We start from the raw sequence: 24,467 nt of genomic DNA, 5'->3' as shown, positions 1-24,467 counted from the left end.
CGAAAAATACTTCTAACAAAACTTATACAATGAAAACAAATTTTTTGAAACCTGTTGTGGCTTTTGCAGTTATTGCCATTGCCGCAACCGCATGTAAAGAAAAATCTGATGTGGCTGTAACAGAAAACGAACCACACGGAATTATTCTTGCAAACATGGACACCACTGTTAGTCCGAAAGCAGATTTTTACAATTATGTGAATGGAAACTGGATGAAAAACAACGAGATTCCAGACGACCAAACTAGTTGGGCTGGATTCACCATTCTAAGAAAAAAGACTGATGCCGATATGCTAGATATTTTGGCAAGAGCCAAAAAAAGCGGAAAATACGCAGCAGATACAGACCAAGCCAAAGCTTTGATGATTTATGAATCTAAGCTAGACACGGTTGCAAGAGATAAAGCTGGAATTAACCCACTTAAACCTGCACTCGAAAAAATTGCTTCTATAAAAAACATGGCAGATTTTCAAAAAGTAATGAGTGAAGATGCTGTTGCTGTTTCGCAACCATTTTTGGGTCTTGCAGCTTTTTCAAACCCAAGTAACAGTGCTATTAACTCGGCTTACGTTACGCCAGGTAGTTTAGGTCTTCCAGATCGCGATTTCTACACAAATACAGATCCTGCTTCGGTTAAAATACGTCAGCAGTATGTAGATCACATAACACGTATGCTTCAGTTTTTAGGCGATAATGAGGAATCTGCTCGCAAGCAAGCAGAAACTATTTTAGCTTTTGAAACAAAACTTGCTTCACCAAGATTGGATAAAGTTGCGAGTCGCGATTTCAGAAACTTCAACAATCCAAAGAGTATGGCTGAACTTCAAAATATGCTTCCGCAGATTAAGTGGGAAGAAGCTTTTAAAGGTATGGGCGTAACGAAAAAAATGGATACGCTTATCGTAATGCAACCAAAGTATATGGAAACGTTGAAGCAAATGTTCGCGAAGCCAGATTTTGATACTTGGAAAACAGTAATGCGTTGGTCAACATTAAACAATTCTGCAGGAATGTTGACTACAGAAATAGAAAAAGCAAATTTCGATTTCTATGAAACTACTTTAAAAGGAACTAAAACACAGAAACCTGCCGACGAACGCGCGCTTGCTACCGTAAACGGAAGCGTAGGCGAAGCTTTGGGTAAATTATATGTAGATGAAATGTTCCCGCCAGAAGCAAAGCAAAAGGCAGAAGCAATGATTACTAATGTAATTGCAGCCTACAAAGACCGCATAAAGGCGTTAACTTGGATGAGCGACAGTACGAAAGTGAAAGCTATCGAAAAGCTAGACAAGTTCACCGTAAAAGTGGGTTATCCAGATAAGTGGAAAGATTATTCTTCAATGGCTGTTAAAACAGGTAACACATATTATGACAATATGGTAGCCGTACAAACTTGGGGCCTAAAAGACAATCTTGATAAAATAGATGAGCCTGTAGACCGTACAGAATGGGGAATGAGCCCACAAACAGTGAATGCTTATTTTAACCCTTTTAACAACGAAATCGTTTTCCCGGCAGCAATACTTCAGCCACCTTTCTACGATTACAAAGCAGATGAAGCCGTTAACTACGGTGGAATTGGGGCAGTAATAGGTCACGAAATTTCGCACGCTTTTGATGATAGCGGCTCTCGTTTTGACGCCAACGGAAATTTGGTTAACTGGTGGACAGAAACAGATCTAAAAAACTTTACCGAGCGTGGCGATAAGCTTGCCGAACAATACAGTAATGTAGAAGTTTTAGATAGTGTTTACATCAACGGAAAATTCACTTTAGGTGAAAACATTGGCGATCTTGGTGGCGTTCTTGGCGCTTACGATGGTTTACAACGTTTTTACAAAGAAAACGGACGTCCAGATAATATTGATGGTTTCACGCCAGAGCAACGTTTCTTTATGAGCTGGGCTACCGTTTGGCGCACCAAATCTCGTGAAGAAGCTTTACGCAACCAAATAAAAACAGATCCACACTCTCCAGGAATGGTTCGAGCTACACAACCATTATTAAACGTTGATGCTTTTTACGAAGCTTTTGATATTAAAGAAGGAGATCCAATGTATGTTACCCCAGAAAACAGGGTGCGTATTTGGTAGTTTTAAAGTATTTTATTGAAGTGAAAAGGAGCCGTAACAGGCTCCTTTTTTTATATTGAAGTTTTAAAAGAATAGTCTAAAATAGTTTTCAAATTTTCAGAATCTACCTGCTTTAAAACTTCATTTGGATTAGTCTCTGCGAATGTTGGTGGCTCCAAACCAAGCTCTTTTGCCTTTTCTATGTAATAGTCCGCCTTTTTAGGATGGTTTGGGTTTACTGCATTAAAGACTTTTCCAAAGGCATCCTGCTTTAAAATTTTGACTAGAATATTGATGCAATCGTCACGATGAATTAGGTTTACCGGCGCATTACCATCTGCCAAATCTTTTCGCCCTGCTAAATATTTCGCGGGATTTCTACTCCCCCCTATCAAACCGCCAAAACGCACAACAGTTGTTTGCAATCCTTCCGAATTTATAAACAATTCCTCCACTTGCCGCAATTGTTTGCCAGCAATGGTTTGGGGTTTCGGTTCGTCCTTTTCAGTAACGTTTCCCTGCGAATCATCGTAAACAGCAGTGCTGCTAACTAAAATAATTTTGTTGACAGCAGATTGCTTTATTGCCTCCAAAAAATGAGTCATTTTTAAAACGTAATCAGATCCTGTGTTTCTTCGCAGTCCGGGCGGAATCATTATCATTAAACAATCTACGTTGGTTAGCAATGCTTTCACTTCACCCGTAACTCCGCTTTCCGAAATTTCCAAAGGATAGGCTTCAAAACCACCATTTTGTAGCGCTGTAGCTTTTTCAATAGTTGTTACCGAACCTTTTACAGAATAGCCCAGAATATCTAAACGATAGGCCAATGGTTGCCCGAGCCACCCAAGACCAGTGATTGCTATATTTTTATTCATTTTCAATATTGTTTTGAGGATTTATTATAAGCGTATCTGAAACTTTCATTTTTAAAGAATCAATAGAAAAAGTTCTCTTTACAGCAATAGCATCCGTAATTACAAATGGTTTTGGCATCGTGTAATCGGGGCGTTTTGCAATTTCAAATTCAGGATTCGTCATTAAATCGAAAGAATATTCCATTACTTTAAATGAAACAGGAGCATCTTTCTCGACGGAAAATTTCACTTTTAAAGAATCATTTTTGGAAACATAATAATTAATGAGCGCATTATTCTCCGTGCCGCGATAGTCGTTCGATACTTTTGAAATTGGCATGATTTGTCCATTAAATTCCAAAGATTTAAAAACCGTATTGCCCACAGGGTACAAATCTATTTTATTCACATTTCGCTTTGGAACAATTATAAACTTTATGTTCCGAAGGTTTTCAATTAAAGTGTCATTCTCTAAAATCACTTCAAAATTTGCAATATTTTTTTTAGGTGCTGAAGCTGCATAACTAAAATTTGCACCGTATTTATTATACGCTGCTTTATTTATAACCTCGGAAGCATTTTTGGGATTTTCACCTAAATATTGTTGGGTCCATTCGTCAATTTCTTTGTCGTAAGTAAGCCAATAAGTTTTGTCTGCGTCCGCATCTTTGTAATAAACAAGGCTGTTTGGTTTTCTTCTTTCTTCGGAATAATCACTTTTTGAATGCGCTATTCCGAAGAAAAGTACTGCAAGCAATAAACACAAAACTGAAAGTAAACCTTTCATTTTATAATAACCGAAAACTGGCCAAAGCAACGCAAAAAGTAAAACTGTGAAAACGCAGCTTATAACTAGCATTTTCAAACCCAACCCAACTGGAAAAAACTGAATGAGCGGAGCGAAAAGAAAAACCGCCGGAGCTGCTAAAAGCGCCATTGCCAAAAGATTTGGGCGTTCCTGCCGAAGCATTATAAAAAACGATAATATTCCAAAAAACACAGGAATGATAAAGAAAGCGGCACCTTTCAGAATAATAAAAACCGCTACATTTATTAAAAGCCAGAAAAGCAACGGAGCAACGTAAAACGAAGACTCGTTAAATTTTTGAGTGCTTTTTTTATAAATAGCAAACGTAATAGCCAGCGAAAGGAAAACGAAAAACGCAATATACCAATGGCCGTTATAGGTAAAACCTTGCTGAATTTCGGTGTATTGCGGGTAAAGTGCCAAAATCAATTTCCAGCCAAATAAACCAAGAACGCCACAAACAATCAGCGAAACTAAAAACGGAACAAAGCCTCGCGCAATAGATTTTCCGTTCAGTTTTCTTTTGTGAAGTCCGTAAAAAATTAGTGACATAAATAGCAAAGTGGCAATAATGAGCATTGGTAAAATCCACGAAAAAGGATAGCTAATCATTTTTACCAACGGCAAGTTTACGTAAACATCGTCTGTATCCGACTTCATTTTGGAAAGGTCAGCATTGCCAAAATAATGCATTAGCGGCAACAAATAACTGCCTTGGTGCGCCAAGCTGTTCCACGATAAATGATACATATTGTCGTTGGCAGTGTGATAATTAAAATGACTGTCAATAAAGGCAAAGAAAAAACTATCGATATCGCCGTCTTCCCTAAAAACAGTGGAGTCGGTATCGTTCGGAAGCATTTTGTAAACGCTGTACATTAAGGAGGAAGCCACCGGAAAATCTGGATTTGCTTTGATGAATTCTTTTACTAAATTTGAATTTCCGCCGTTGGTTTCTAAAATCATATTGCTTGGGCCACTCGTGCCACGCGCTTCAAAATTTAGCACCAAGCCCACATTTTTTGCCCACGGATGTTCGTTCACAAAAAGTTTAGCGCCGTCTAACCCAATTTCTTCCGCATCAGAAAAAAGAATTATAATATCGTTTTTAGGTTGCTCTCTGGAAGCCAGATAAGCACGGACACTTTCTAAAATAGTAACCAAGCCACTTCCGGCATCGCTAGCGCCAAAGGAAGGCACAAGTGCGCTGTCGTAATGTGAAAGTAGCAAAAGTGCTTTTCCATCTTCGGAACCTTTTATTCGACCAATAATATTTATGGGTTTGTTAAGCGTTTTAGATTCAGGATTTAGGCTAAACCCTTCTTGAATGTGCGGCTCGAGACCTAACTTCTCTAATTCAGAAATTAATAATTTACAAACTTCTTCATGACCTTCGGAACCTAAATAGTGTGGTTTTTTTGAAATTATGGCTAAAGGCTCTAGTGCCTTATCTACGGAAAACTCAGTGGCAGAGGGCGTTTCATTTTCATCGTAATGCGGCATCAATCCATAAAAACTGTAATAGACAAATGCAATTATAAGCAGCAATGAAAGGATGGCGCCAAGTTTTTTCATGGTTGGTTAGTTTAAGTTGATAAAAGTACAATTTTAATCGTGTTAAGTTAAACGGTAACGGACTATTGAAGCCGCAACATTCAAGAGCGAATAACATAACTATTCAATAGCCTAAAGCCATAATAATTTTGTTTAATAAAAATGATTATATTAGAAGTTCGCAAAAATTTGATATTATGGGTATAAAAAGTTTTATTGGCAGACGGGCAAAGCCCCAAAAAGGTTCTTCGGAAAAAGTAAAAGTTTCCGATTATATGACTCGCAACCTAATTACATTTAGACCCGAACAATCCATTCTGGAGGTTATGGAAATACTTTTGAAAAAAAGGATTTCTGGTGGTCCCGTTGTAAACGAAAAAAATGAATTAGTAGGAATTATTTCTGAAGGAGATTGCTTGAAAGAACTGAGTGATGCACGATATCACAACCACCCAGTGGAAGACGTAAAAGTGGAAAAACACATGATTAAAAACGTAGATACCATTGATGGCGAAATGAATGTTTTGGATGCTGCTAATAAGTTTTTAGAATCAAAACATCGTCGTTTTCCTATTTTAGAGAATGGTAAACTTGCCGGACAGATTAGTCAGAGTGATGTGCTGCGCGCTGCCATGGCTTTGAAGGGTCAAAGTTGGTAATCTACTCATTTAATGCTGGCTTATTCTCTGGCTTTAAAAATAATTTCTATCCGTTTATCAGGTATTAACCACAATAACGCAATCAAAATATAGAGCGCTCCCGCAATCCATGTACTATAGAATGAACTAATAATAGCTACGCCATAAATTATTGGCGAGGCTTTTCCCTTTATATCTTTTCCTAAGGCTTTATTCAAAATTGAATCCTTTCCTTGTACGGCCAATATACTTCGCTGTAAAATGAAATAGGCAATCGCAGCCATTAAAAGTACTCCGCCATAAAGTGCCATTGGCAATTCGGCAAAATGATTTTCACCCACCCATCCCGTTACAAAAGGAATCAATGAGAGCCAAAACAATAAGTGAAGGTTGGCCCATAGTATCGCTCCATTTACTTTTTGCACAGTATGCATCATATGGTGATGGTTGTTCCAATAAATTCCCACGTAAATAAAACTCAGAATATAACTCAAGAAAACGGGCAACACAGGTATTAATGACTCTATATCTGCACCGTGTGGCACTTTCAATTCCAGAACCATAATGGTAATTATAATTGCGAGTACACCATCGCTAAATGCTTCTAATCTGTTGCTGTTCATAACCAATTTTTAAGAATGGGTTTAAATTATCTCTTTTCAACAGTTCAAATTACGGAAAAATGATTTATTTTTTTGAAATTATAACTAATTGTTTATCAACAAGTTAAAAGTTATTTATTCAATTACAAACGCTTACAAACAACTATAAACGAAAGTAAATAAGTAACAACCAACTAGAATTTGGAAGCCAATGTAAGTTTGTCCTGTCGAATAAAATATAGTTCGATAGTATCAATTGTTTAACGCGTTTGCCATCGGGCAGACATTAAATTTTAGAAATTATGAGCACACTTAGAAACAAAGTACAGTTGATTGGAAACTTGGGAAACGACCCAGAAATTGTAAATCTTGACGGCGGAAAAAAATTGGCAAAGTTTAGTATTGCTACAAACGAAACCTACAAAAATCAAAAAGGTGAAAAGATTACAGATACCCAATGGCACAATGTGGTTGCGTGGGGAAAAACAGCCGAGATCATTGAAAGTTATGTTACCAAGGGAAAAGAGGTAGCAATTGAAGGAAAGTTAACCTCCCGATCTTATGACGATAAGGAGGGTAACAAAAAATATATTACAGAAGTAGTATGCAATGAGCTAGTCATGCTGGGGAGTAAATAAATAGACTAGCTAATCAAGCCCTCACTCTTTGTGGGGGCTTACTTTTCTTAAATTTTGAATCGCAATTTTCACAAAAAATGAAAACTACCACTCACCGAAATATTCTCGATTTGCTCAAAACGCAATTCGGCTACGACAAATTTCTTCCAACTCAGGAAGGAACGGCGATAGTGCCTAAGCAAACTTAGGAATATTTTATTCTATATAATGTCCAATTGTCCTTCCACCAATAGGTTGAACTGGTCTAAAATTATCATGTAGAATACTTGAAAACGCATTTATTTGTGTTTGAGACGCTTCTAAGGGAGTTTCCATAACAATCCATTCTACAATTTCAGAACATGGAGGAGTTGTTAAAGACCCGTTATAGTTAAAATAATTATGCTCTGTTGGCAATAAGCTTAAAGCATTATAACTTAGGCTTACATCTGAGTAAGTATCGTCTTCATGTGTTGGTAAATTTGCCATGAATTGAGTTAAAAATGTGTTTTCCTCCCCTTCGTCAAAGAAAACACCAATTACAGCTAAGTTACCTGAAATACTTGCGTGTACCAGATGCGCTTCTAATGGATGGTGTGTACCTGCAACAGTGTGTTCACTTTCTGAATGAAAATGAAATTGTATTAGAGAATAAACCTCTCCTTCAAAATTTAAGGTTGCTGCTCCATTGTAATTAAATTGTACTGTATGCCCATTATTAATAATATCTGTAGTTGAATTATTATAGGTTGTAGATAAAGCTAACAAAGTAGTGTCATCAATAGAATTCACAATGTTAATAGGTGATTGCCTAACTGTACTACCACATTCGTTTACCACTCCAGCTGTTACGCAATAATTTGCCCAATTTGCTGGACCTTCATGTGTAGTATCGTCATAATTAAAATGTTCAAAACATATTTCTTCATTAATATTATCATCATCACTATTACATGAAGTTATTGAAATTGTCAAGAATAAAGCAATAGCCGTTACTGTTATAAATTTGATTGTTTTATTTCCTTTTGTTTTTATTCTTGATTTCATTTGGTTTTGGGTTTTCATTTGTTTAAAATTATAAATTCACTATACTATTATTAGTTTGGCACATAGTTTCACTTCAATCATGCCATATAAAAATACGTTAACAAATTGATTAATACGAGAATTTGATAGTAATCATCGTTCGCACAGGTTTTATAAAGATGAAGAGTAAGTAAAATAACTGTTAAACAAGCCCTCTCTTTTTGCGGGAGCTTTCTTTTCTTAAAATTTGAATCATTATTTTTGCAAAAATGGAAACAACCACCAAGACAAATATGCTCGAACTGCTTAAAACACATTTCGGCTACGACAAGTTTCTTCCAAATCAGGAAGAAATCATAAATAACGTATTAAATAAAAAAGACACTATTGCCATAATGCCAACAGGCGGTGGTAAATCGCTTTGTTTTCAATTGCCAGCATTGGCTTTGGAAGGAACGGCGATTGTAATTTCGCCATTAATTGCTTTGATGAAAGATCAAGTGGACGCTTTAAAAGCAAACGGAATTTCTGCTACTTTTTTCAATAGTTCACAACCTTATGATGAGCAACAACAGGTTTTAAAAGATCTGCAAAACGGAAATTTAAAATTGCTATATGTAGCTCCCGAAAGTCTTCCGCAATTGAATTTTATTCTGAATTCGATTGAAATAAGTCTTTTCGCCGTAGATGAAGCGCATTGTATTTCCAGTTGGGGTCACGATTTTCGCCCTGCCTACACACAACTTAAAAGTGTAAAAGAGCAATTTCCAAATGTTCCTTTAATCGCGCTTACGGCTACTGCAGATAGACCTACTCGTGTAGACATTGCCAACCAACTTTCCATTCCCAAAGCAAAAACATGTATTGCTTCCTTTGACAGACCCAATCTTTATTTAGATGTTCGGCCGGGTCAAAATCGCAATCAGCAGATTCTAAACTTTATTGCCAAGCGCGGAAAACAAAGTGGTATTATATATTGTTTGAGCAGAAAAAGCACCGAGAAATTAGCGGCAACACTTAAATCTAAGGGTCATGTGGCAGAGGCTTATCACGCAGGACTTTCTTCGGAAGAACGAAGTACAATTCAAGAAAATTTTGTGAACGACCGAACACCAATTATTGTAGCAACAATTGCCTTTGGTATGGGAATCGACAAAAGTAATGTGCGTTGGGTTATCCATTATAATATGCCAAAAAATCTTGAAGGATATTATCAGGAAATTGGCCGTAGCGGAAGAGATGGATTGGCTGCTCATACATTACTTTTTTACAGTTTTGCTGATGTAATTATGCTTCGGAAATTTGCCGAAGGCACCGAAACCGAAGCCTACCAACTAGCCAAACTTGAAAGAATGCAACAATATGCTGAAGCATTAAGTTGCAGAAGAAAAGCGCTACTCGGATATTTTGGTGAACACATTACAGAAGATTGCGGCAATTGCGATATCTGCAAAACTCCGCCTAAATATTTTGACGGAACACTCATCGCACAAAAAGTATGCTCTGCAGTAGCCAGATTACAGGAACAAGAAGCGCTGGGGATGGTTTTAGACGTACTTCGTGGATCGCAAAACGCACAGGTATACGATAAAGGCTACCAAAATATTAAAACTTTTGGCGCCGCAAAAGAAATTTCCTGGATTGATTTACAACAGTATATTATTCAACTTTTAAATCAAGGAATTTTACAAATTCATTTTCACGAAAACGGCAGATTACTGCTCACTCCATTCTCAAAACAAGTTTTGTATGAAGATAAAACAGTGCGTTTGGCAAAAGTAATTAAGGAAACGGAAAAAGTAAAAACAGAAAAAACTACTCGAAAACGAGCAGACCTATTTGAAAAATTAAAAACGCTTCGATTAAAACTAGCGCAAGAGGCAGGTATGCCAGCATATATCGTTTTCAGCGATGCAGCTTTAGAAAATATGGAGCATAAAAAGCCAAGAAACCGCGAAGAATTTGCGGAGATTTCGGGGGTTGGAGAAGCGAAACTTGATAAATATGCAGACGATTTTCTAAAAGTTATAAATCGCCATTTAGATAATGCGGAAAGTATTTTGCCTACGCACGAACGCAGCTACAAAATGTTTACGCAAGAAAAATTTTCACCTGCTGAAATTGCAGCTCAACGTGGTCTTTCGGAAGATTCAGTATACGGACATTTTATAAAAATGCATCAATTGGGAAGTGATTTCGACTTTTCGCAATTCATTACAACTGCTGAAATTAAGAAGATAAAAGAAGCAGAAAACAAACTTGAAAATCCGGAAGCACTAAAACCCTATTTCGAATATTTCGAAGAGAAACTACCGTATTGGAAGATAAAATTGGGGTTGTATTTGTAAAATCCAATGGCTAAACATTTGGAAATTAGATAAAAAATACCTCATATTTGCAACATAATGCTAAACACTAATTTATATACTGCACCAACAGGTCTGATTTTTCAGCCAGAATATCGCAAAATGGATGATTCATTTTTACGATATGGAGCGTTATGTTATTATTTTTTGAAGTGATTTAGCACATATAAAAAGATATTTTCAGGCGCTCGAAACATCGAGCGCCTTTTTTTATAGATTTTTTTAAAAAATTAAATGTATTTGAAAAGCAGATAAGCAAAATAGCGGTTGAATAATAAGCAAATGATAGACAGTAAGTTGCAGATTATTCCAAAGTTCGTGAAAAATCGAACAGGTATTCCCATTCTTAAATTTTAAGCTATATAACTGACAGTCAATTTATTAAATTGACATTTTATTTGCGTATTTCAAAAAAGCATTTAATATTTGCACCGCAGTTTTAGAGAAAGAAACTTTCAACTGCAAAGCAAAAATTAATAATTACTAAACTAGAAGCTATGTTTTACCTAGTACACGCCAAGGAACAAAACTGGATGGATGATTCTCCAGAGAACCAGCTTCGGAAATTTTATAGTTAATACAAAAGTACTCCTATGAAAATCCGAAGCAGAACCAACTGTTTCGGATTTTTTTATGTCTTTTTTTGACATATCTCTCTTCGTTACGGTTGCAAAAAAGAATTCAGAACCTATTCTGAAAAACACTTAACAATTAACCGTAATGGACACAAATACACAAAACATTTATTTGTTTAAAGCCTTAGACGCATATCCTTTTGAACTGGAAACAGCCATTGAAGCCTTAAATTATGCCTTGTCTTATGACGACAAAAATGTACAGGCATTGTGCTTAATGGCAAATTTACAAGCAGATCAATTAGGAGCTTATGAAACCGCCAAGCAATATTTTGAAGCCGCAGTTGCTAGTAAAATGGAGCTTCCAAAGATTTATCCAGATTACGTTTACACATTGATTCGTAATGAGGATTTTGACGAAGCGCAAAAAGTATTGGACTACGCATTACTATTAAAAGGTGCGGACAAAGCATTGCTAAACCTGTTGCAAGGCCAGCTTTTTGAAGCGCAACAACGCAATAAAAAAGCACTGAAAGCTTACAAGCGTGGACTAAAATTGGGCTTAAACAATCACCTTATAACTTTCGCCGAAAGCGAAATAGAACGGGTAAAGAAGAAACTTCCGAAAAAAAGGAAGGCAAAGAAAAAAAGTAAAACTAAAAGAAAGGAGAAAAAGACAAACCGCTCCAATAAATAATGGAGCGGTTTTATAGGAGCACGCCGGAGCTGGAGATCCGGGGCAGACTGTAAATCTGCTGCAAATGCTGAATAGGTTCGAATCCTATTGCTCCCACAATAGTACCGTAGTTCAAAGGCTAGAGCGCCCCACTGTCTATGGGGAAGGTATGGGTTCGAGTCCCATCGGTACTGCGAATTGATTTCAAATTGCAGGTTGCAGATTTTTGGAATTTAAAAAACGAACAGTAGCAAAGTTGGTCTATGCGCCGGACTGAAAATCCGGAGATACAGGTTCAAATCCTGTCTATTCCACATCAAGCAAGTCTTGTTGCGTGTTTCATTATAGCACCATTGTATAAACCGTTGCAGAAATGCATCGCGGTTTTATATCCAACTTGATTTGAAGGATTGGTTGTTATCCAAAAAACAATCGCACTCTGTAAGTCGTGGGTTCGAATCCCACACTCAATTCGGTTTGAGGTAGTTCAGCGGTTAGAACAACAGAAGTAGCTGTCACCGGTTCGATTCCGGTTCCCGATGCACAATCGGGATAGCTCAGTTGGTAGAGCACTGCGCTTTTAACGCAGGATGTGGACTCATAATCCATTCCATGAAAGTAGGTCAACTTTTAAAAAAGACCACCAGCCTGTCACGCTGTAAAATTGTGATGAAAATAGTAAAGGACAAATCGGTTGTTATTTCTTCGGAAGTAATAACAGTCCAAAACGTACTTTGAAATACTGACAAATTTAAAAACAGAAAACAGTTGCTTTTCGCAATCGGGTTCTTTTGAAATTAGTATTCATTTTTTTGAATATTAATTCAGCGTATCCCTTCGCATAAAACCATTTGATTTCTTTTTAAATTCTCAGTATTTCCGTGCCGGAAGGACGATTTCCCTTTACTGTTTTCTTTTTAAGTAATAAAAGTGTTTTAAAAAGCACCCAAAATAAACTTACCCAAAAGCAGCACCGGTAGCTTGAAAAGTAAGTGGACATGCCTTGACGGGCGCTGTCAAATTAATTAATGTAGAACTAAAAATGTAGAAATAATGAAAAGAGTAAGAATCAACGCTGGAAACGTCGGATTGGTTTTTAAAAATGGTGATTACAAAGGGGTAATCACTCAAGGAGTCCACTGGTTGGGTTTTGGCAATTCGGTGCTGCAATACCGCATGGCAAGTGTCTTTAACGCACCGAAGGAATTGGAACTTTTGCTGAAAGACGAAAAACTAAAAGCTATGCTTCACATAATTGAGGTGAAGGATAACGAATTGGTTTTGGTTTACAAAAGCGGAAGGTTCAACCAAGTATTAAAGTCTGGACGTTATGCTTTTTGGAAAGGTTTGAAGGAATACGAATTCACAACTGTAGATTTAAGTAAAATCTACATAACAGAGAAAATTGATAAAGCACTTTTCAGCAACCCTGAATTGAGCAAGTATATCAGGATTTTTGAAGCAGCAGCTTTTGAAAAAGCCGTTTTTATTGTGGACGATGTGTATGTAAAAACTTTGGAAAGCGGTACATACCGTTTCTGGAAGAACGACATAACCATCAAAATTGCAAAAGTAGATTTGCGTCAATTGCAACTTGAAGTCTCCGGACAGGAATTGTTGACCAAAGACAAAGCAGCAATCCGTATCAACTTCGACACTCAATACAAAGTAATTGATGTTGAGAAAGCGTTGTTGGACAACAAAGATTTTGAAAAACAATTGTACGTTGCATTGCAGTTAGCCTTGCGTGCCTACGTGGGGACATATACACTTGATGAGCTTTTGGAAAACAAAGCGCAAATTGCGAATGCTGTGTTTGAAGACACAAAAACAGCCGCGGCCAAGTTGGGTGTAGCAATATTAAACTGCGGTATCCGTGATGTAATTTTGACCGGTGAAATGAAGGATATTATGAACCAAGTATTGGTAGCGCAAAAGAAAGCACAAGCCAACGTAATTAGCAGGCGTGAAGAAACAGCTTCTACCCGAAGCTTACTAAACACTGCCAAGTTGATGGAAGAAAACGAAATGCTTTACAAATTGAAAGAGATGGAATTTGTTGAAAACATCGCCGATAAAATTGGTGAAATCACAGTTTCTGGAAACGGAGGTATGGTAAAGCAGCTAAAGGAAATATTTGCTTCAGGCAAATAACCTACTATAAAAAGGTCGTCTTAAAGGACGGCCTTTCTTTTTTATAATTCAAAAGAAAATCTCCTGCGCCATTCGAAACGTGTTTGCATGCGCATCAATAATAGTTTTAATTTCTGGAGAATAACCACCGCCCATACTAACCTCAACCGGAATTTGTAAATCTTTGCATAATTGCAGCACAAAGCGATCGCGTTCTTTGCACCCTTCAACAGTACAGTTTAACCTTCCCAATTTGTCGGTTTCCAAAATATCTACTCCACTTAAATAAAAGATGAAATCTGGCTGCTGTTCTTCAAGTAACTTTGGCAAAGTTTCTTTTAATTTCTGAAGATATAATTCATCACCACTGCCATCGGGAACGGCAATGTCTAAATCACTTTTTTCCTTCTTAAACGGATAATTGCCCGCGCCGTGCATAGAAAAGGTAAAAACTGAATTATCATTCTCAAAAATCTTAGCTGTTCCGTTTCCTTGGTGCACGTCCAAATCTACAATAAGAATTTTTTTAATGAAAGTGGAATTTTTAAGAAGAAATCGTGCTGCAATAGCCTGATCGTTCAGCAAACAAAAGCCTTCGCCGTGATCTGCATAGGCATGGTGAGTGCCACCAGCAATATTCATTGCAATACCATATTTTAAAGCATATTTACAACAATCAATCGTTCCTTGCGAAATAACTCTTCCTCTTTTAACCAAAGTTTCGGAAAGTGGAAACCCAATTTTTCGAGCAGCACTTTTTTCAACAGTAAGATTCAGTAAACTATCAAAATACATTTTAGTGTGCACCGCAAGAATATTTTCTTCGGAAAGAATTTCAGGCTCAAAAAAGTTTTCAGCAGTGCAAGTACCTTCGTGCAAAAGCTGTTGTGCCAGCAGTTCATATTTTTCCATCGGGAAACGGTGTCCTTCTGGCAATGAGTATTTATAAATTGGGTGGAATGCGACCTTGAGCACTAAATAGTTTTAGGAGACTTTTTTACAAAAGTACTAAAACCCAACTTCTTTGAATAAAAAGTAATGCGAATTCCAAACAGTAAAATAATACCTCCAACAATCATTTGTAGGGTCACTTCTTCATTTATAAACATCCAAGCAAAGATGGTCGTTAAAACCGCCTGCCCCAACAAACTTACTGAAACCCGTGTTGCACGCATATGTTTTGTTGCATATCCTAAGAGCAACCAAGCGGCTAATTGACATATTAATCCCTGAATTATTAGAGAAACCCAACCCATTTCAGTAAAACCTGTAAAAGGTTCATTTATTGTGAAGCTGAGTATTCCCAAGAAAACCGCAGAAGACAAGGTGCTAAGGGTTATAAAAGGTAGTACTTCAACATCATAAAGCACAAATTTACTCACCAACATATATATGGCATAAAAAACGCCAGAAAGGATTGCAAAAATAAAGGCAAGATCAAAATCCAGGTTTACAAAAAAATGGAAGCCAACAAGGGTTATCATCCCGAAAATGGCAATTGCGGTGCCTATCCAGAAATTAGTTGTTGGTTTATTTTTTAGGAAGAAAAACGCACCAATCCCAACCCAAACGGGGGAAAGGTTTGTAAGTAGGGTTGCTTGGGTAGCCGTGGATTCTTGGATGGCAATATTCCATACCGAAACGTCCAAAGCAAATATAAAACCACATAAAATGGTTAGTAATAGCATTTTTATTGAAGGAAATTTAAATTTCCCCGAAATAAAGGTAAAGGGTACCAAAACGGCAGCGGCTATAGCCATTCTATAAAACGCAGAAACAATGGCAGGTGATAACTTTAATTTCACCAAAATTGGAAAAATAGAAATACAAATAATTCCAATGACAAGGGCAATCCTGGGCTTTGTCATAAAAATAAAATATAGAAGAGATTAATTATAAAAGCGGCAAAATTAATCTATATAAACCGATAAAAGCCAGTTTATAAACAGAAGAATAACAGATTTACCCTAAATTTAATTACTTGTGAAGCTTTAGTTGAATTCGCTTTCGCACAACATCCACTTCAAGCACTTTTACAATTATTTGCTGGTGTAAATGCACGTGCTCGCTAACATCCGAAACGTACGCATCTGCTAAATTTGAAACGTGAATTAAGCCGCTTTCCTTTATCCCAACATCCACAAAACAGCCGAAATTAGTAATGTTATTTACAATTCCCGGTAACAATTGTCCTTCCTGTAAATCGGTTATTGTTTTTATATTTTGGTTGAAAGTGAAAACTTTCGCTTCTTCCCTAATGTCAAGTCCCGGTTTTTCTAGTTCTTTAATAATATCTTTTAAAGTTGGAAGACCCGTTTTTTCGGTTACGTATTTTTCAAGACTTATTTTTTGAAGCAATGCCTTATTCCCTAATAATTCTGAAACTTTTACATCTTCATCCTTCGCCATTTTTGAAATAACCGAATAACTTTCCGGATGCACAGAAGAATCATCCAGCGGATTTTTACCATTTTTTATTCGAAGAAATCCAGCTGCTTGTTCAAAAGCTTTTCCTCCCAAACGCGGAACATTCAATATATCTTTTCGTGAAGCAAATGCGCCATTTTCCTTACGATAGTGCACTACATTTTCAGCTAATTTTGGGCCGATTCCAGAAACGTAACTCAGCAACGGGACACTAGCGGTATTTATATTTACACCCACTGCATTAACACATAATTCCACCGAAATATCCAACGAACTTTTCAATTTTGCCTGATCCACATCGTGCTGATATTGACCAACCCCGATGGATTTAGCATCAATTTTTACCAATTCTGCAAGCGGATCCTGCAATCGGCGGCCGATGGAAACTGAACCGCGAACGGTAACATCATAATTTGGGAATTCATCTCGCGCAATTTTTGATGCTGAATAAATTGAAGCCCCCGCCTCGCTCACCACATATACCTGTATTGGATTTTTAAAGTGAATTCGTTTTATAAATTGTTCCGTTTCTCGCGAAGCCGTTCCGTTACCAATTGCAATTGCCTCAATTTTATGAGCATCGGCTAGCGAGCTTATCTTTTTCATCGCGCCTGTGGCGTCATTTTTTGGCGCGTGCGGGTAAATGGTTTCATTGTGTTGCAAACAGCCCTGAGCATCGAGGCAAACCACTTTGCAACCACTCCTAAAACCTGGGTCAATCGCCAAAACACGCTTTTCACCAATAGGCGAACCCAGCAAAAGTTGTTTTAGGTTTTTGGCGAAAACGTTGATTGCGGTTTCATCTGCTTTTTCCTTTGCAGTAGATAGCGCTTCGTTTGAAAGTGCCGGAAATAACAGCCGTTTGTAGCTGTCCTCAATCGCAAGTTTTATTTGTTTGGAAGCTGCATCTTTCGATTTTACAATGCGATCTTCAATTTTTGAAAGTGCCTTTTCATCATCCACTTCTATTTTTTGGCGAATAAATCCTTCGGAAGTTGCGCGAAGAATAGCTAACAATCTGTGTGAAGGAATTCTATTTAGAGATTCGTTCCACTCAAAATAATCTCGGAATTTCTGCGCTTTTTCGTCGTCTGCATACTTCTTTACTACTTTAGTTGAAATCGCTCCGAAACGTTCCAACTCGTTTCTCAACATATTCCGAATGTCGGTACGTTCGTTTATCCATTCAGCAATAATGTGGCGCGCGCCTTCCAACGCGTCATCTTCAGAATTCACCTCTCCCTTCACATATTTTAATGCAAGCGAAGAAATTTCAGAACTTGAAATACTTCTAGTTTGCGCCATTATAATTTTTGCCAACGGCTCTAAACCATTTTCTCGCGCCGTGTCGGCCTTTGTTTTTCGCTTCTTTTTGTACGGCAAATACAAATCTTCCAAAGCGATTAAATCTGTTGCTTCTTCAATTTTTTTCTGAAGTTCGGCCGTTAAAACCTCCTGTTCTTCTAAAGATTTTAGAATTGCAAGTTTTCGCTTTTCAACTGCCTCAAATTGCTCCTTAAACTTTACGATATCGCCAATTTGAACCTCATCCAAATTTCCTGTAAGTTCCTTTCGGTAGCGTGAAATAAAGGGAATGGTGCAATCTTCGTTTAAAAGCTTTACAGTGTTTTGTACGCTTTTTAGAGGAAGTTGGGTTTGGGAAGTAATAAAAGATATTAAAAAATCTGGCATAATTACATTTCAATAATCTTTAATAATTTTTCTTTCAAATTATAATATGAAAAGTATACTTTACCATCGTGAATGAAAACATCTTCAGCAGATTCGTATTGAATCACCTTTTTGAATTCCTTAATTCTATCAAAGATGTTCTCGCTTTCTTCTTGAGCCACGTAATTAAAATCAGCATCTAAATGTGTGTTGAAAAATGTTGATTTTGTTGAAGTATAGGTAGAATAGGAATAATAAGTAGGACTCTGATATTGAACTATTGGTATACCACCAGTTGTAGAGCCTGTAAAACCATAACCGCCGCCCATCATCATACCGCCCCCACCGCCAGACGATTCAGTATAACCTCCAATAGTAAGATTATAAATATTGCCGTCCTTATAACCTGTAATACCAATTTTTCCAGATGAAACCTTTCGCAAATACTGAGAAGTTTCTTCTAATTCACGGTGGTTCACGAAAGGAACAAATGTTTGACCATCCTGAATGATTGGGGAATTCTTAAATTTGATTGGTTGGTTTTTCTCTATATAAAATTCTTTTAAAATTTCGCCTTCAAAATTCTTTACAGAGATTTTCATTTCATCCTTATTAATTCCCAATTGAAATATTTTATCATCCAGAATAAAGGAATTGTATTTTTTGAAATCCCAGATTCTACCTTTAGGATATTCATAAATAGCCTGTTCCATACTCAGGTCATCTAAATCTATTTTATAAAATATTGTCTGAAGGTTATCACCATCTTCAATAGTTAAGTAAATTAAATTATCCTTTTGATAGAGCTTGTTATTTTGAGCTGTTTGCTCAATTGCATTAGGAACACGATTATCAATTTTGGTAACATTTGATTTTAAACTTCCAAATAATTGCTCTCGCTTTAAAAGTTTTTGTTTGCGATTTACATCGTAAAATTGGTCGGAAGTAGTTGGGTTTAAACTAACTAATACATGATCAAAAAAAGATTCTATACGATTTTCAATCTGAAAAGACTTTAATGTTTTAAATCCATCCTCGCCTAATTCTCTTATAATAAACACATTCTCTTTAGTTGAAGTAAACAAAAATAACTGGTTATTGTAATGAACGGTCTCAAGATATTTTTCATCATCAAAATCAAATTTGAATTTATTTTCTGAAACATTTTTAGAATCAAAATCGATACTTAGTATCTCAAATTTATTCTTTGAATTATTCGAAAACAAAATTTCATAAGTGTTTCCAATAATTTTATAGCCTAATATATTCTCGTGTTTTGGAGGATCGAATGTTATGGCGCTTTTTTCATTAAAATCTTTATCGAATAGATTGGCGAAACCCATTTTATTATCAATCATTATAATCACCAAATCTCCGTTTGTGGTATTCAAAAAGTTAAACCCTTCCTTTGTTCTCGGCAACATAGAGGTGTTATCATCAATATTCAACGATAGCACTTCTTTTTGGGCAAAACAGGTAAAAAAGCTTAAAAATAGCAGAATTAAAATCGGAGTTTTGAAATTCATTTTTCTGTATTTTAATTTGAGAACTTATAGAGGCTATAAACTTTATCTTTTTTATTGTAAAAACCACAGATATGACCATCATTCAATTTAAATATGGTTTCCGCTTGGCTATTCTTATCTTCTAAAAATGTTTTTATGGCATCAAACGGATTTTGAGGAACATCGCCGTCTACGTGGTTTAAATCTGCATTAAACAAACCAGTAATTTTAACCGATTTAGTATTTTTATAAAGTGAATAACTCGTTGTAAGCCGGTTTATAGATGAAACCACAAGCGCTCCAACTAATCCGCCCATTGCAGCGCCCAATATAACGTAGCCATTTTCTTTTTCTGCGGTACTGCCCATGGTAATTTGGTAGATTCCATTGTCCTCAAAAACTGAAAGACCAATATCGCCTGTCGAGATTTTACGTAAAAATTGATTGGTGGTTTCCAGCTCTCTGTATGCCTTAAACTCGCCACCTTCAAAAACAATTGGTGTATTTTTTATGAAAAGTTCATCATCATCTGTCAACGAATATTCTTTAATTATTTCTTCTGAAGACAAATTGTAAACACGCAACTTAAGAATATCTGAATTTGCAACTAGTTGAAAAATCTTGCCGTTATCAATAAAACTATTTGTGCGCAAACCCATTTTAAAACCATCAATAGTGGGTTTTTCAAGGCGATTTACAGAATTTTCAAAGGTTTCAAGATCTATGTTTATTATGTAGGTAAATTCATTTGCATCGTCTGAAGTTAGTGTAAGATTTTTACCATTTTGATACATTTTGAACTTCTTGGAAGCTACTTCAAGCGAATTTGGAGCACCAATTTCCACAGTGCTAAAAGCAGACTCTTTAACAATGTCATGGAGTTTTCTCGATCTGTCTCTCCTACCCAAAAATGCTTCTTCTGGAAATTTCACTTCGGTTAAAACAGGCTCTGTAATGTTTGCAAAACTGTAAACATTTATTTGGGAAGAAGATGATGGTAAAGTTAGTAAATATGCAGTGTTTTTATAATTGACCGCATCCAAAACGCGCTCACCTTTAACTTTAAAATCTAGTTCTTTCGAAGATCCCATTCCGGTTTGAAAGTCGAATTGGGCCAAGCCATAACTTCTTCCGTTAGTGGTATTCATCAATAATGAAACTTTCATTCCTTCAATTTGATAGCCAACTATCAAGCTAAATTTTGAAGAAAGTTCTGGCGCTACTAAACGTCCTAATTCAGTAAATTCTTTGTTATACAAAACACCAAACAATCGACCAGCACCTTCCAGAAACACGGCAAAATTGCCAGTTTCGGCATCCTCAATATTAAACGAATTATTTACTTTCCCGAAACTTCCCTTTATTTGCGTAACCAACTCTTGGGCTTCCGCAAAAAATGTACTTCCAAAAAGAAAGAGTATTAAAATCAATCTCATAAAATCGTATGGAATTTCTTAGTTAATAGTAGCCCCATTCTCAACGCCCTCTTCACCGGGATTCACAAAAACAAGTTTTCCTTCGGCATTTTCGGTCATTAAAATCATTCCTTGGCTTTCAACACCACGAAGCGCTCGCGGAGCAAGATTTACCAAAACAGTGACTTTTTTACCAACAATATCTTCCGGTTTGAAACTTTCCGCAATTCCTGAAACAATAGTACGCACATCAATTCCGGTATCAACTTTTAGAACTAAAAGTTTATTTGCCTTTGGCATTTTTTCGGCCTCAATGATGGTTCCTACTCGCATATCGAGTTTTGTAAAATCGTCAAATTGAATAGTTTCTTTTTGTGGAGTTACTTTTTTGTTGGCAATTTCATTCATCTTTTTACTGGCTTGTAGTTTGTCTAATTGTGTTTGAATTTGTTCGTCTTCTATTTTGCTGAAAAGTAATTCGGCTTTATTTACTTTGTGCCCAGGTTTTAAAAGTTCTGATTTCGAAGAAACATCGTTCCAACTCAAAGAGTTCTCGACTCCGCTCGAACGGACATTGAGCATATTTTTAAGTGTTTCAGACGTGAAGGGCAAAAACGGTTCGCTTAAAACAGCCAAAGCTGATGCAATCTGCAGTGCGACATACATAACAGTTTTGGTGCGCTCTTCGTCAGTTTTGATGGTTTTCCACGGTTCTTCGTCTGCAAGATATTTGTTTCCGAGACGGGCAACATTCATCAATTCTCCCTGTGCTTCGCGGAAACGGTAGCGCTCAATTGAACTTGCAATTACTGCGGGGTATGCTTTTAATTCAGATAAAGTCTGTTCGTCAATTTCTGAAAATGTTGAAGGTTCTGGCACAATTCCCTCGTAATATTTGTCTGTCAAGACCATTACGCGATTTATGAAATTTCCGAAAATGGCAACCAATTCGTTATTATTTCGCGCTTGAAAATCTGCCCACGTAAAATCGTTATCCTTTGTTTCTGGTGCGTTTGCAGTTAAAGTGTAACGCAAAACATCTTGCTGATTTGGAAAACCTTCCAAATATTCGTGTAACCAAACCGCCCAGTTTTTACTGGTCGAAATTTTGTTGCCTTCAAGATTCAGAAATTCGTTTGCCGGAACGTTTTCAGGAAGAATGTAACTTCCCTCCGCTTTCAACATTGCTGGGAAAATAATACAGTGAAAAACGATGTTGTCTTTCCCTATAAAATGAAGCATTTTGGTTTTATCGTCTTTCCAATAATCTTCCCAATTTTTGCCTTCGCGCTCTGCCCATTCTTTAGTTGAAGAAATATAACCAATAGGTGCATCAAACCATACGTAAAGCACTTTCCCGTCGGCTCCTTCTACTGGCACTGGAATTCCCCAATCCAAATCGCGAGTTACTGCACGCGGGCGTAAACCGTCATCAATCCAGCTTTTGCACTGGCCGTAAACGTTGGTTTTCCAATCTTTTTTATGGTCTACTAAAATCCACTGTTTTAGAAAATCTTCGTATTCATCCAAGGGTAAAAACCAGTGTCTTGTTTCTTTCAAAATAGGTTTATTCCCAGAAATGGCACTTCGCGGATTTATCAAATCCATAGCATTATGGCTGGTTCCACAGTTTTCACATTGATCGCCATAGCTTTCTTCAAAACCGCATTTTGGGCAAGTACCAACTATAAAGCGGTCTGCCAAAAATTGGTTGGCTTCTTCGTCATATAATTGTTCGGTAACTTCCTCAATAAATTTTCCGTCTTCGTAGAGTTTTTTGAAAAATTCTGAAGCGGTTTTATGATGAATTTCCGCAGAAGTACGCGAATAATTATCAAAAGAAATTCCGAAATCTTCAAAACTTTTTTTAATAATTGCATGATATTTATCTACCACTTGCTGCGGTGTAATACCTTCTTTTTTTGCTTTTATAGTAATGGGAACGCCGTGTTCATCGCTACCACAAATAAAGGCAACATCTTTATTTTGAAGTCTTTGATAACGTGCGTAAATATCTGCTGGCACATAAACGCCCGCCAAATGGCCAATGTGAACGGGGCCGTTAGTATATGGCAAAGCGGCGGTAATTGTATACCTGTTTGGGTTTTGATCCATAATTTTTTTTGAGACAACAAAAGTACATATAAATGTAGTAATTTGTGGGTTTAAATAGATTCATGATTACACCAAACAGACTTCAAAAAGGTGATGCCGTTGCCATAGTTTCCACGGCACGGAAGATTTCAAAAGATGAATTAATTCCCGCACTTCAATTACTAGAAAGTTGGGGGTTAAAAGCCGTTCTGGGAAAAACTATTGGAGCCGAAGAAAATCAATTTGCGGGAAGCGACGATTTGCGCGCAGCAGATTTTCAAACAATGTTGGACGATCCAAATATAAAAGCAATTTGGTGCGCTCGCGGCGGTTATGGAACAGTTCGAATTATCGATGAATTAGACTTTTCAGATTTCAGAAAAAATCCGAAATGGATTGTTGGTTACAGTGATATTACTGTTTTACACTCACATATTCACAATTTAGGAGTTGAAACCTTACACGCGCAGATGCCGTTGGAAATTGAAAAGAAAACTGAAGAAACCAGAGAATCTATTCGGCAGGTTTTGTTTGGGGAAGATTACAGCATAAAGATTGAAAACACAGATTCTCGCGCTAAACTCGGAACTTTTTCTGGTGAATTAATTGGCGGAAATCTTTCCGTTCTCTATTCGCTCTGCGGAAGTAAGTCTGCGATAAACACCGATGGAAAAATTCTGTTTATTGAAGATTTAGACGAATACTTGTATCATATTGACCGAATGATGATGAATTTAAAACGCAACGGAATGCTCGAAAATCTTAGGGGATTAATTGTTGGCGGAATGACGCAGATGAATGACAACACAATTCCCTTCGGAAAAACTGCAGCGGATATAATTTTGGATGCAGTAAAAGATTATAATTATCCCGTATGTTTTAACTTTCCAGCTGGGCATATTCCAGATAATCGCGCTTTGATTTTGGGAAGAAAAATATCTTTAGAAATTCAGAATTCTAAAGTAACTTTAAGTTTTAATTAAAAAGATCCCCGCCTTCGCGGGGAATGATATGGCCAGTCACAACGAACTTGGAAAATTAGGAGAAGAATTAGCCGCTCAATATTTATTGAAAAACGGTTATAATATCTTACACCGTAATTTTTATTTTGATAAAGCAGAGATTGATATCATTGCCCAAAAAGAAGAAAACACCGTCGTGATTGTAGAGGTGAAAACTCGCAACAGCGACTTTTTTGGAGACCCGCAAAGTTTTGTAACTCCCGGTAAAATTAAAAATTTGGTGAAAGCGGCTAACGAATATGTTATTTCGAATGAGCTAAATGTGGAAGTGCGCTTCGATATTATTGCAATTCTGAAAAACCAAAAAATAGAGAAATTAGAGCATTTTGAAAATGCATTTTATCATTTCTGAAAGAGATTCTTCTTTATCATTTCTGTAATTTTAGAAAGGAAAAATCGACCTCCC

General features: G+C 36.8%; 18 protein-coding genes and 5 tRNA genes. 13 read left to right on the top strand and 10 right to left on the bottom strand.

What is annotated here, in order from left to right; all coding sequences use genetic code 11:
* The first annotated feature begins 29 nt into the window (after positions 1-29).
* Positions 30-2,096, top strand: a complete 2,067-nt coding sequence (locus tag AC3RVG_RS05535) for a M13 family metallopeptidase (RefSeq protein ID WP_489690442.1) — start codon at positions 30-32, stop codon at positions 2,094-2,096.
* Positions 2,097-2,146: 50 nt separating this feature from the next.
* On the opposite strand, the gene AC3RVG_RS05530 is transcribed toward AC3RVG_RS05535, so the two are convergent.
* Positions 2,147-2,953: an NAD(P)H-binding protein gene (locus tag AC3RVG_RS05530; RefSeq protein WP_489690441.1), complete on the bottom strand. Its 807-nt coding sequence runs from the start codon at positions 2,951-2,953 to the stop codon at positions 2,147-2,149.
* A complete protein-coding gene (locus tag AC3RVG_RS05525) occupies positions 2,946-5,315 on the bottom strand; it encodes a M28 family peptidase (protein ID WP_489690440.1) in 2,370 nt (789 codons plus the stop codon). The genes AC3RVG_RS05530 and AC3RVG_RS05525 overlap by 8 nt, the downstream gene beginning before the upstream one ends.
* Before the next feature lie 176 nt (positions 5,316-5,491).
* On the opposite strand from AC3RVG_RS05525, the gene AC3RVG_RS05520 reads away from it, so the two are divergent.
* Positions 5,492-5,953, top strand: coding sequence for a CBS domain-containing protein (locus AC3RVG_RS05520; protein ID WP_489690439.1), 462 nt, complete (start codon positions 5,492-5,494; stop codon positions 5,951-5,953).
* A gap of 20 nt (positions 5,954-5,973) precedes the next feature.
* Here AC3RVG_RS05520 and AC3RVG_RS05515 read toward each other — a convergent pair whose 3' ends face one another.
* Complete coding sequence (locus AC3RVG_RS05515; RefSeq protein ID WP_489690438.1) at positions 5,974-6,555, bottom strand: TMEM175 family protein; 582 nt, start codon at positions 6,553-6,555, stop codon at positions 5,974-5,976.
* A gap of 281 nt (positions 6,556-6,836) precedes the next feature.
* On the opposite strand from AC3RVG_RS05515, the gene AC3RVG_RS05510 reads away from it, so the two are divergent.
* Entirely contained in the window at positions 6,837-7,172 is a 336-nt protein-coding gene (locus AC3RVG_RS05510) for a single-stranded DNA-binding protein (protein WP_489690437.1), read from the top strand.
* 195 nt (positions 7,173-7,367) lie between these two features.
* Here the strand turns inward: AC3RVG_RS05510 and AC3RVG_RS05505 are convergent, their stop codons facing one another.
* Positions 7,368-8,198, bottom strand: a complete 831-nt coding sequence (locus tag AC3RVG_RS05505) for a carbonic anhydrase (protein ID WP_489690436.1) — start codon at positions 8,196-8,198, stop codon at positions 7,368-7,370.
* Between the two features lie 248 nt (positions 8,199-8,446).
* Between AC3RVG_RS05505 and recQ the strand changes: the two genes are divergently transcribed.
* From recQ to AC3RVG_RS05465, 8 genes are all read left to right on the top strand, one after another.
* Positions 8,447-10,525, top strand: coding sequence for a DNA helicase RecQ (recQ, locus tag AC3RVG_RS05500; RefSeq protein ID WP_489690435.1), 2,079 nt, complete (start codon positions 8,447-8,449; stop codon positions 10,523-10,525).
* Positions 10,526-11,263: 738 nt separating this feature from the next.
* Positions 11,264-11,815 (top strand): tetratricopeptide repeat protein, encoded by a 552-nt coding sequence (locus AC3RVG_RS05495; RefSeq protein WP_489690434.1) that lies wholly within the window; start codon positions 11,264-11,266, stop codon positions 11,813-11,815.
* Between the two features lie 15 nt (positions 11,816-11,830).
* Positions 11,831-11,911 (top strand) — tRNA-Tyr (locus AC3RVG_RS05490).
* 4 nt (positions 11,912-11,915) lie between these two features.
* Positions 11,916-11,988 (top strand) — tRNA-Asp (locus tag AC3RVG_RS05485).
* Positions 11,989-12,036: 48 nt separating this feature from the next.
* Positions 12,037-12,108 (top strand) — tRNA-Phe (locus AC3RVG_RS05480).
* 167 nt (positions 12,109-12,275) lie between these two features.
* Positions 12,276-12,335: transfer RNA gene (locus AC3RVG_RS05475), tRNA-OTHER, on the top strand.
* 6 nt (positions 12,336-12,341) lie between these two features.
* Positions 12,342-12,411: transfer RNA gene (locus AC3RVG_RS05470), tRNA-Lys, on the top strand.
* A gap of 436 nt (positions 12,412-12,847) precedes the next feature.
* Positions 12,848-13,948: a slipin family protein gene (locus AC3RVG_RS05465; protein WP_489690433.1), complete on the top strand. Its 1,101-nt coding sequence runs from the start codon at positions 12,848-12,850 to the stop codon at positions 13,946-13,948.
* 48 nt (positions 13,949-13,996) lie between these two features.
* On the opposite strand, the gene AC3RVG_RS05460 is transcribed toward AC3RVG_RS05465, so the two are convergent.
* The 6 genes from AC3RVG_RS05460 to metG all read right to left on the bottom strand — a co-directional run bounded on the left by AC3RVG_RS05460 (position 13,997) and on the right by metG (position 23,060).
* The gene (locus tag AC3RVG_RS05460; protein WP_489690432.1) at positions 13,997-14,902 is read right to left on the bottom strand and encodes a histone deacetylase family protein; all 906 of its coding nucleotides are present in this window, start codon (positions 14,900-14,902) and stop codon (positions 13,997-13,999) included.
* Complete coding sequence (locus AC3RVG_RS05455; protein WP_489690431.1) at positions 14,902-15,795, bottom strand: DMT family transporter; 894 nt, start codon at positions 15,793-15,795, stop codon at positions 14,902-14,904. Before AC3RVG_RS05455 ends, AC3RVG_RS05460 begins: the two co-directional genes overlap by 1 nt.
* 109 nt (positions 15,796-15,904) lie before the next feature.
* Complete coding sequence (locus AC3RVG_RS05450; RefSeq protein WP_489690430.1) at positions 15,905-18,046, bottom strand: Tex family protein; 2,142 nt, start codon at positions 18,044-18,046, stop codon at positions 15,905-15,907.
* 2 nt (positions 18,047-18,048) lie between these two features.
* The gene (locus AC3RVG_RS05445) at positions 18,049-19,551 is read right to left on the bottom strand and encodes a hypothetical protein (RefSeq protein ID WP_489690429.1); all 1,503 of its coding nucleotides are present in this window, start codon (positions 19,549-19,551) and stop codon (positions 18,049-18,051) included.
* A gap of 11 nt (positions 19,552-19,562) precedes the next feature.
* Complete coding sequence (locus AC3RVG_RS05440; protein WP_489690428.1) at positions 19,563-20,966, bottom strand: hypothetical protein; 1,404 nt, start codon at positions 20,964-20,966, stop codon at positions 19,563-19,565.
* 18 nt (positions 20,967-20,984) lie between these two features.
* A complete protein-coding gene (gene metG, locus AC3RVG_RS05435) occupies positions 20,985-23,060 on the bottom strand; it encodes a methionine--tRNA ligase (RefSeq protein WP_489690427.1) in 2,076 nt (691 codons plus the stop codon).
* 62 nt (positions 23,061-23,122) lie between these two features.
* Between metG and AC3RVG_RS05430 the strand changes: the two genes are divergently transcribed.
* Together AC3RVG_RS05430 and AC3RVG_RS05425 are read left to right on the top strand one after the other, a co-directional pair.
* Entirely contained in the window at positions 23,123-24,022 is a 900-nt protein-coding gene (locus AC3RVG_RS05430) for a S66 peptidase family protein (protein ID WP_489690426.1), read from the top strand.
* A gap of 28 nt (positions 24,023-24,050) precedes the next feature.
* Complete coding sequence (locus tag AC3RVG_RS05425) at positions 24,051-24,413, top strand: YraN family protein (RefSeq protein WP_489690425.1); 363 nt, start codon at positions 24,051-24,053, stop codon at positions 24,411-24,413.
* Positions 24,414-24,467 lie beyond the last annotated feature (54 nt).

It is taken from the genome of Aequorivita sp. IT1282 (assembly GCF_058068205.1).
Note: the sequence above shows the minus strand (reverse complement) of the source record. Positions and strands in the feature narration are given on the sequence as shown.